Annotated in this window: 6 protein-coding genes; 1 reads left to right on the forward strand and 5 read right to left on the reverse strand. The window is 40.5% G+C overall.

Annotated elements, in window-relative coordinates:
- Positions 1 to 10 precede the first annotated feature (10 nt).
- Positions 11 to 3,160, reverse strand: coding sequence for a UvrD-helicase domain-containing protein (locus DWA30_RS09840; RefSeq protein WP_114492363.1), 3,150 nt, complete (start codon positions 3,158 to 3,160; stop codon positions 11 to 13).
- Between the two features lie 168 nt (positions 3,161 to 3,328).
- Between DWA30_RS09840 and DWA30_RS09845 the strand changes: the two genes are divergently transcribed.
- On the forward strand, positions 3,329 to 3,937 hold the full coding sequence (locus tag DWA30_RS09845; protein WP_114492364.1) for a superoxide dismutase: 609 nt from the start codon (positions 3,329 to 3,331) through the stop codon (positions 3,935 to 3,937).
- Positions 3,938 to 5,271: 1,334 nt separating this feature from the next.
- On the opposite strand, the gene DWA30_RS09850 is transcribed toward DWA30_RS09845, so the two are convergent.
- From DWA30_RS09850 to purN, 4 genes are all read right to left on the reverse strand, one after another.
- The gene (locus DWA30_RS09850; protein ID WP_114492365.1) at positions 5,272 to 7,170 is read right to left on the reverse strand and encodes an amidophosphoribosyltransferase; all 1,899 of its coding nucleotides are present in this window, start codon (positions 7,168 to 7,170) and stop codon (positions 5,272 to 5,274) included.
- A 54-nt stretch (positions 7,171 to 7,224) separates the two neighbouring features.
- The gene (locus DWA30_RS09855) at positions 7,225 to 8,148 is read right to left on the reverse strand and encodes a PfkB family carbohydrate kinase (protein WP_114492366.1); all 924 of its coding nucleotides are present in this window, start codon (positions 8,146 to 8,148) and stop codon (positions 7,225 to 7,227) included.
- Between the two features lie 167 nt (positions 8,149 to 8,315).
- A complete protein-coding gene (locus DWA30_RS09860) occupies positions 8,316 to 8,957 on the reverse strand; it encodes a ribonuclease H1 domain-containing protein (RefSeq protein WP_114492367.1) in 642 nt (213 codons plus the stop codon).
- Positions 8,950 to 9,539 (reverse strand): phosphoribosylglycinamide formyltransferase (gene purN, locus DWA30_RS09865; RefSeq protein ID WP_136073185.1); only part of this gene is annotated, 590 nt, incomplete at its 5' end. The genes purN and DWA30_RS09860, both read right to left, overlap by 8 nt.

The raw sequence follows: 9,539 nt of genomic DNA on the forward strand, positions 1-9,539 counted from the left end.
AGCTTCAAATTTATACTTTATTTATCACAATTTCACCTTCTGAAACATATACCAAGATTTTTTCACGAACCGTATAGCCCATTTCATTGAGTGCTGAAGCGTAGCTATTTATTTGTACGTTGTGTGCATTCGAAGGCGTCCCGGTCTTATAATCTAAAACGGTAATGGTTTCATCATCGTGCATATTCAAACGGTCGGGCCGCAACAACTTTCCGCTCATGGTAATGATGCCCTGTTCGTTCATCACTTTGGCATTACTAGTAAACAAGTGTTGTAAGTCTTGGTGGTGAATAAGGTTTTCTATCATACTTTTTAATATCGAGATACGTTCCGAAGAAAGTCCCTCGATCGCCGCCAGGTTTTCCAAAACGGTATCTAGATCATCTGTGGTTTCGATCAGTGCCATGTTGTCGTGAAGAACATTTCCCAGATCGATAGCTTCCGATGCGTCGGTATCCCACAACAAGGCATCTTTACTTACCCAAACAAGATTATGTGCTTGTGGCGCTGAGGAGATAAAACTAAGGCTCTTTGCTTCGGAAGAAGTCGAAATCGTTTGTTGCTGTTTGTTTCCTTTGTTTCCGAAGGTATACACCGCTTGCTCATCGCTCCAGCTGTTCTTCGATTGAAGAAAAGACATGAGTAACTGACTAAAATTATTTGGTGAATCAGTTATTCTCGAAGGTTTTTCACTTATTATGTATAGCTGCTCCACAGGGCGGGTAAGGGTTACATATAAAACGTTTAGCGTATCTAACTCTAGGGTGTTGCGTCGCTCGGTGTAAATCGCAGCACCTTTATCGCCGTATTCCTGTACATCTTTGTTAAAATTTATCAAACCTTCTGTAAAGTCAAAAGATTCTTCATTCAGTTCGAACCAAGCTTTAGCGTCTATCTCGTGGTGCAATTTGAGATTGGCAAACGGGAAAATGACCACAGGAAATTCAAGTCCTTTCGCCTTGTGAATGGTCATGAGCTGTACAGCATCGATATTTTCACTGGCAGCAATAGACATTGTGTCTTTTTTTAGGTCCCATTCTTCTAAAAAAGAGATCTTGTCGGCTTGAGGTTGCTGTTCAAATTCATGGACAAAGTCCATAAATCCCATTAGGTAAGCATCTGCTTTTTTGGCAAGATCGAATTGTCGAATGCAGTATTCGCAGCTTTCATACAATGAAATTTGAGATAGGTGTTCTAGCTCGAAGTTAATGCCGTGAATAGCCAAGGTTGCATTGAAATTGGCTGCTCCAGCGTCTAGAAAAGTACTAAAGAACTGGTGCTTTGGCTCTTCAATTTGAAAATGACTGTGTAAAAAGTCGAGCAAACCAATACGCATTTGATCGTTCTCGGGAGTAACACTTAACGTTAACACAGCTACCAAACAATTGACCAATTCTGAATACCGCAACAACAGAGTTTCTTGTGAAACCACTGGAATGTCTTGTGATAAAAGATATTCGTTTAGTAGGATCCCGTCTTTTTTGGTTCGAGTAAGGATACAAATATCACGGTATTCGAATTCGTTAGTACGCGCTGAAGTAATGGCCTCTAAGACCTTTTCAGGTTGTAACTTGTCTTTCTCCTCCCGGTCTGAAGATTCGGTGAATTCGATCTGTATATACCCATCTTGTTGTTTTTCAATGGTTTGTTGGCTGCCCTCAATGTATAACTCTTTGTGAAGACTGTTTCCGAAGAAATTTGCGACATAGGTAAAAAATTCATTGTTGAAATTTACAATGGTTGCATGACTTCTATAGTTCTTCGGAAGGTTCTCGGTAACGACTTCTTGTATAGCGAACGGACTCTCTTTAGCGTACAGTTGCATAAATTGCTCGGGCAACCCGCCTCGCCATCGATAAATAGACTGTTTGGCATCCCCTACGAGCAGGAGCGATCCCGATTCGTTGTCCTCATTATGTTGCGATAAGGCGTTGTCGATTAACGGAATTAAATTTTGCCATTGTAATAAGGAGGTATCCTGAAATTCGTCAATAAAAAAGTGGCGATATTTTTCCCCTAATCGTTCATAAATAAAGGGTGCCGGCTGATCTTTTATTTCATTGTGTATTAAGGTGTTGAATTCAGAAATAGGCAGTATGTTCTTTTCCTCTTTAATGTGCTCTATTTCCTGCTGTACCAAATTTATAACCGATAGCGGTACTAGGTTTCGCAACACGGTTTTGTATAATTTATGCTGAAAGATCTTCGCCTTTATTGCATGGTACTGCTCCCTTAAGAATGGAGTAAGTGCATCTATGGCATTGCTAATGGAAGTATCGATCGTTTTTTTGTACAGACTGGTTCCACCGGCGTCTAGATTTTCTTGAAGCTTATTTCCATATACATCGTAATTACCATCTAGGATCCTCTTAAAATGATTGGGAAAGGTTTCCCTGGGAAAGGAATCGAAAGGGATGTCCTCATCATTCATCCGACTTAGCACTCCCGTTGCCATCGCACTTATTTGGGTTTCTAAATGCGCCAATTTTTTCCGAAGGGAAGTACCAAAAGCGATAAAATCATCCAACGATTTATCTTTTAGCAAAGCAACGTGGGGTTGGTCGTTCTCATTAAAAAGGATCTTAGCTGTTTTCGAAATATCCTTCGAAATGTCCCATGACCGGTCGTCGTCTGTTTTTTCGAATACGAAATCGAGTAATACTTTAGTGATCTTCTCATCTTCACCAGCATTGCTAATAAGTCGGTCGACAGCTTCATCTAAAAGGAGTGGCGTGTCCAGGCTTACTTCAAACGTAGAAGACAGTTTAAGGTCTCTGGCAAAGGTTCGTAATAATTGATGATTAAAGCGGTCGATGGTTTCTACACTAAAGTTCGCATAGTGATGCAGTATATGTTTTACCACCAATTTGGCTGTAGAGTGGAGTTGCTCCGGTTTACGATCGGTTTCCGAAGCAATCGTAAGCAGCATAGGCGTTGGCTGTTGCAGTATTTCGGGCTTACTAAACGAAACTAGAGTAGATAGAATACGCGATTTCATTTCGGCGACAGCCTTGTTGGTAAAGGTAATTGCTAGCAATTTACTGTAATCGCCCTCATACTTAGAAGTAAGTACTCGCTTGCAATATTCTTTAACAAGCGTAAATGTTTTTCCACTTCCTGCGGAAGCATTGTAAATATGAAAAGCTGCGTTGGTCTTCAAGAGGATTTTTTACTAAAATAATCAAAATAGGAAGGTAGGACCGCCAATTATTGAAATAATCTATATCGCTATCAAAATCTTATAAATTCTATAACAGTATTTCACCCGGCTATTGCCTAATTTTGAAAAGAACGACAAAAAGATTAGTAACCAAAAAAACAAAATATTATGGCTTTTGAACTACCGAAACTAAAATACGATCACGATGCGTTAACACCTCATATCGATGAGCGAACTATGAAAATTCATCATGGGAAACACCATCAAGGATATACCGATAAATTGAATGCGGCCATCGAAGGTACCGATCAAGAAGGAAAGACCATTGAGAATATTCTTTCCAATCTAGATATGAACAACAAGGCAGTACGTAACAATGGCGGCGGATTCTACAATCACAGTCTTTTTTGGGATGTGATGTCTCCAAATGGAGGCGGGAAACCTAGCGGAGAACTCGAGTCGGCCATTAACAGTGCCTTCGGAAGTTTTGAAGATTTTAAAGAGAAATTCTCTGAAGCAGCTAAGGGACAATTTGGATCGGGTTGGGCCTGGTTGTGTGTTCATGACGGCGGAAAAGTTGAGGTATGCTCAACGCCAAATCAAGACAACCCGTTAATGCCCGGAGTTGGCTGTGGCGGTACACCTATCTTAGGATTGGATGTATGGGAACACGCGTACTATTTAAATTATCAAAACAGAAGACCCGATTATGTAAATGCATTTTTTGAAGTGATCGATTGGGATGCTGTAGGTAAACGATACGCAGAGAATAAATAATATTTATTTAAGATCTATAGTAAACCCTGCTCGCGAGAGTGGGGTTTTTTTATAGGCTTTTTTCAAGGTATAGTGATTCTTTCTTTTTTTCTTCGGAAAAGGTATCGTACTAATTCAACCGCCAGAATAATTCGACCTTGATAAAAGTACGATGAGGTTCTAGGAAAACGATCGTCAATTTGTTACACGCTTTCTCGAAGACACGTTATGAAATTAGTAGAAAAACAAGTCGTTAAAGAAACGGGCGCGGCTCGATGATATTCTGGTTAAACGACCAACAACTTATTACTCGCTTCCTCGATATTACGTTATGAAATTGGCAGAAAAACAAGTCGTTATAGAAACGGGAACGGCTCGTTGATATATAAGATAAACGACCATCCATGTATAACTCGCCACCCCAGAATTTGGCGCATAAAAAAAGGTAAACAAGTTGTCTACCTTTTTTTGCCCCAAATCTACCATGAACTTAACCTACTTATGCTATGGTATGGTTCAAATATATATTATAATTTTTTTTGCAAACTAAGTTTTTAGATAAACAGCCTTTTTATTCGTTAAAATGTAATTTCTATCAACTAAAGTCTATTAAACCAATAGACTTTATGAATTATTCTTCAATAGGATACTACACATACTAGGGTTTTCTTATGGATTAAGAATTGATTTAATTGTCGGAACTTGAGGCAAACGGTAACATACCAGTTCCCGCCAAGTAAATAGTGCTAATCTAGCAAGGGTGCACATTTAATTCTAAGAGTTGGAACTACATGTTGGTGCTGTATGTGATTCTACATTCATACTGATCCTCGCCTTGCTGAATTTGGTTAATTATTTAAAGGTAAGCGCTCAGTACTAGGAGTAGGAACGGCTCGTTAGCGTTCGATGTGATTCTGCATTCATATTGATCCTCGCCTTGCTGAATTTGGTTAATTATTTAAGGGTAAGCGCTCAGTTCTAGGAGTAGGAACGGCTCGTTAGCGTTCGATGTGATTCTGCATTCATATTGATCCTCGCCTTGCTGAATTTGGGTAATTATTTAAGGGTAAACGCTCAGTACTAGGAGTAGGAACGGCTCGTTAAAAATCTCCGTATAAGACTGTAATCATAATACTCGCCACCCCAAATTTGGCGCAATAAAAAAGGTAAACCGAAGTTTACCTTTTTTGCCCCAAATCTTACCATTAACTTAACCTACTTATGCTATGGTATGGGTCAAATATAGGAGATTTCTTACTGGTGGAGCAAGATTATTCCTACTTTTGGACGAAGTGAATTGTAAATTCGATGAACCGCACAAAATAGGCGATTTTCACGATGATTTTTAGTAGATTTTAATAGGCACGTTCAGGGTTGCCTTCATAAAAATGAATGTATGCTCGATTCACAACGCGATTCCCTCCGGCCGTTGGATAATCCCCTGTAAAATACCAATCACCTAAGTTCTTGGGACAGGCTTTATGGAGATCGGCCACCGATTGAAAGATTAATTTGACATCGGCATTGATCGATTCATCACTTATGATATCCGCAATCTTGTCTGAGATCTCTTGATCACTAAACGGGGCATACAGGTCCTTGACATGATTAACAACTTCACTGTCGTGTAGCTCAACTTGCTTTTTACAGCGATGATAAATGTCTTCTACCACAGCAGACGTACCACGTTCTTCGTGCAAGGCCAAGGCTGCTTGAAAAGCAACTAAATCCTCTAAACGAGCCATATCGATCCCATAACAGTCGGGAAAACGAATTTGCGGTGCAGATGAAACCACTACGATCTGTTTAGGATGCAGTCGGTCTAACATCTTTAATATACTCTTCTTTAAGGTTGTACCACGAACTATACTGTCGTCTATGATAACGAGGTTGTCGTTTGGTTTAACGACACCATAGGTGACATCATACACATGAGCTACAAGATCGTCACGGCTACTGTCTTCGGTAATGAACGTCCGAAGCTTTACGTCCTTTATGGCGATCTTCTCGGTACGGATTTTATGTGACTGTATTTGTTGAAGACGCGCATCGGTCAAGGTCTCTTTTTCCTTTAAGATGGCTTCGTTCTTTTGTTTGTTCAGTTCGTTCTGTGCGGCATCCAACATACCATAGAAAGATGTTTCAGCAGTATTTGGGATAAATGAAAAAACGGTGTTTTCAGTATCGTGATTAATCGCTTCCAATACTTTTGGCATTACCAAACGACCTAATTTTTTGCGCTCCTGATAGATCTCTGCGTCGCTTCCACGTGAAAAATAAATGCGTTCAAACGAACAGGATTTTCGAGCAAGTGGCTCCAAGATTTGCGAAGAGGTCATCGTTCCATCTTTTTTAATAATGATCGCATGACCGGGCTCCACTTCTTTCACCGCATCAAAATCTACATTAAATACCGTTTGTATGGCAGGCCTTTCCGAAGCAATTACAATCACCTCATCGTCTTTATAATAATAGGCGGGTCGTATTCCGGCGGGATCACGTAAAACAAAAGAATCACCATGCCCTAACAATCCTGCCATGGCGTACCCACCATCCCAGTCCTTGGCAGATTTGCGTAAGATTTTAGCGAGGTTTAATTTTTCGGCGATGTAAGGAGAGGCCTCGATTTTGGTCATGCCTTTCCCTTTGGCCTTTTTATACAATTTACGAACGGCATCATCTAAAAAATGACCAATCTTTTCCATCACGGTAATGGTATCGGCCTTCTCTTTAGGATGCATTCCCAATTTAATAAGGTTGTCGAACAGCTCTGTAGTGTTCGTCATATTAAAGTTTCCTGCAATAATGAGATTTCGATGCATCCAGTTGTTTTGACGCAAGAAGGGATGCACGTTCTCCACACTATTTATTCCGAAGGTACCATAACGAACATGACCTAAGAACAACTCGCCAATATAGGGAATGTACTTTTTTTGAGCAGCAACATCGTCTTTTAATGCAGGATGTGTCTTAAATTCTAAATTGATTCGATCGTTGATCTGCGCAAAGATATCTTGAATAGGTTGTTGCGCATTCGAGCGTACCCTACTTATATAGCGTTCCCCGGGATTCACATCCAACTTGATGCTTGCGAATCCGGCGCCATCCTGCCCACGGTTGTGTTGCTTTTCCATCATGAGGTACATTTTGTTTACCCCGTAAAAAGCAGTGCCGTATTTCTCCTTATAATATTCGAGTGGTTTTAGCAATCGTACCATTGCAATTCCGCATTCGTGTTTTAAAGCATCACTCATTTTTCAGAAAAAATTAAATCAATCAAAAACGCCCCGACAGTTCAGGGCGTGTTATTATGTTAGTTCTATATCGAATTGTGTTAAACTCTTAAATTGCTGCAAGCGTTTGTGTACTTCCTTTTTTTGAAGGCTTAGCATGCGTTCTGTTCCAAACTTCTCTACACAGAAAGACGCTAGGGCCGAACCAAAAATTATCGCATTTTTCATGTTCTTAAAACTGTAGTCTTCGGTCTTTGCCAGATAGCCGGAGAATCCGCCAGCAAATGTATCTCCCGCTCCTGTGGGATCAAATACTTCGGCCAAAGGCAGAGCAGGTGCGAAGAACATCTCATCTTCATGGAACAGCAAGGCGCCGTGTTCTCCCTTTTTAATTACTACATAATCGGGTCCCATCTCCATGATCTTTCGCGCTGCGTTCACCAATGAGTACTCGCCGGATAATTGCCGTGCTTCTTCATCGTTAATAGTGATCACGTCAATTTTTTTGATCACCTTCATTAGGTCCTCCAGTGCATTGTCCATCCAAAAATTCATCGTGTCCAAGACGATCATTTTTGCATCGTCCATTTGCTCGATCACACTTAGTTGAACCATAGGATGCAAGTTGCCTAGCATCACGACTTCGGCATCTCTGTATTCAGACGGCACATTGGGGTTAAAGTCTGCAAGCACATTTAATTCGGTTACCAAGGTATCGCGAGTATTCATATCGTTGTGATATTTCCCACTCCAAAAAAATGTTTTGCCTTCAGAAACAATCTGCAAACCCGAAACATCCATGCCTTTATGTTCAAGCATAGTGATATAGTCTTCAGGAAAATCACCGCCAACAACCGACACGATAGCTCCATCTACATTGAATTGAGAAGCTGCAAGCCCTATATAGGTAGCAGCGCCACCAAGGATCTTATCGGTTTTTCCAAATGGAGTTTCAATGGCATCGAAAGCAACAGTTCCTACAATTACGAGTTTGGACATACAATAAAATTGAAATAAGGTGCAAATTTAGTCAAAATTATGGGATTAATCACCTGTTTTTATAGCGCAATTAATCGTTATAACTCCTAACGAGCCAATCATAATTTTTGGTGTTACAAACCCTGTTAGGAACAATATTGTATTAACAAACAATGCGCGGCGGCACTTTACTTCCTTCCAAAATCGGCAGGAATTTCTCCCCATGCTTTGGTTTCCCATTTCACAACCTTGGTAGCGTACGAATTGGTCTTAAGCCACTGTTCTGCTCGTGTTATAAGATCGAACAGCGCTTTGTTCTTTTGTGTTCGTTTCAGTTTCGTATTGCATTTTTTCTTTTTTACCCATCCCATTGCGATACGAGAATCACTATATAGGATGCGGTCACTTTTTTGTTGCTTTAAAAATGCGATTCCGTGAACCAGTGCTAAAAACTCACCTACATTATTAGTTCCTTGTTGAAACGGACCTTGATGAAACAGTTGTTTATGGGTTTGAGTGTCGACACCCCGATATTCCATTTTCCCGGGATTGCCACTGGAAGCAGCATCTACAGCAATAGAATAGAGGTTGGGTTGTCCAATTTTTTGAAGTTCGGCTTCGGAAAGTTGTCGTTTCTTTTTGGTGCTTTTGCCTTTATAATCAGCATATTCTTTATTATAAGCAATCTTGGCTTCTTTCAAGGTCTCGAACGATTTGTACTGGGCTCCGGGTACACCCGCTATGGCTTTTTTACATTCGGCCCAAGTTCGAAAGATCCCCGTCGGATTTCCAAACCACACCACATAGTATTTTTGCTTTTTCTTAGTCATGCTTCGGAAGCTTACTATCGTTCGTTTGGTCATTTAATAACTGTTCTATGGTCTTCGGAAGGTATTCGTATTCCAATTTATGAACTTTTTGGGCAATGCTTTCTACCGTTTCCTCTTCTGAAAGGGGCACTGCTTTCTGAAAAATAATAGCACCCTCATCGTACTCTTCGTTGACATAATGAATGGTAATACCGGTTTCAGACTCCTTATTGTCACGAACAGCCTTATGCACATGTTTACCGTACATCCCCTTTCCACCATACTTTGGTAGCAAGGCAGGATGAATGTTGATCACTTTATTAGGAAAAGCTTTTAAAATATGATCAGGGAACTTTAGTAAGAAACCTGCGAGCACGATTAGGTCGGGTTGTGCATCTTTTAATACTTGCAACACCCCATTTGGATCGAGCAGCTCGGGTTTTGAAAAGTACACTGCTTTAGTGTTAAGGCTTTCGGCTCGGGCTATTACTTGGGCATCCTTCTTGTTTGTGAGTACGAGAACCACCTCGGCAATTGGTTGTTGCTGAAAGTATTGGATCACATTTTGAGTATTAGTGCCACTGCCCGAAGCAAAAATTACGA

Source organism: Candidatus Ulvibacter alkanivorans (assembly GCF_003333325.1).
In the GTDB taxonomy this organism is placed as follows: domain Bacteria; phylum Bacteroidota; class Bacteroidia; order Flavobacteriales; family Flavobacteriaceae; genus Ulvibacter_A; species Ulvibacter_A alkanivorans.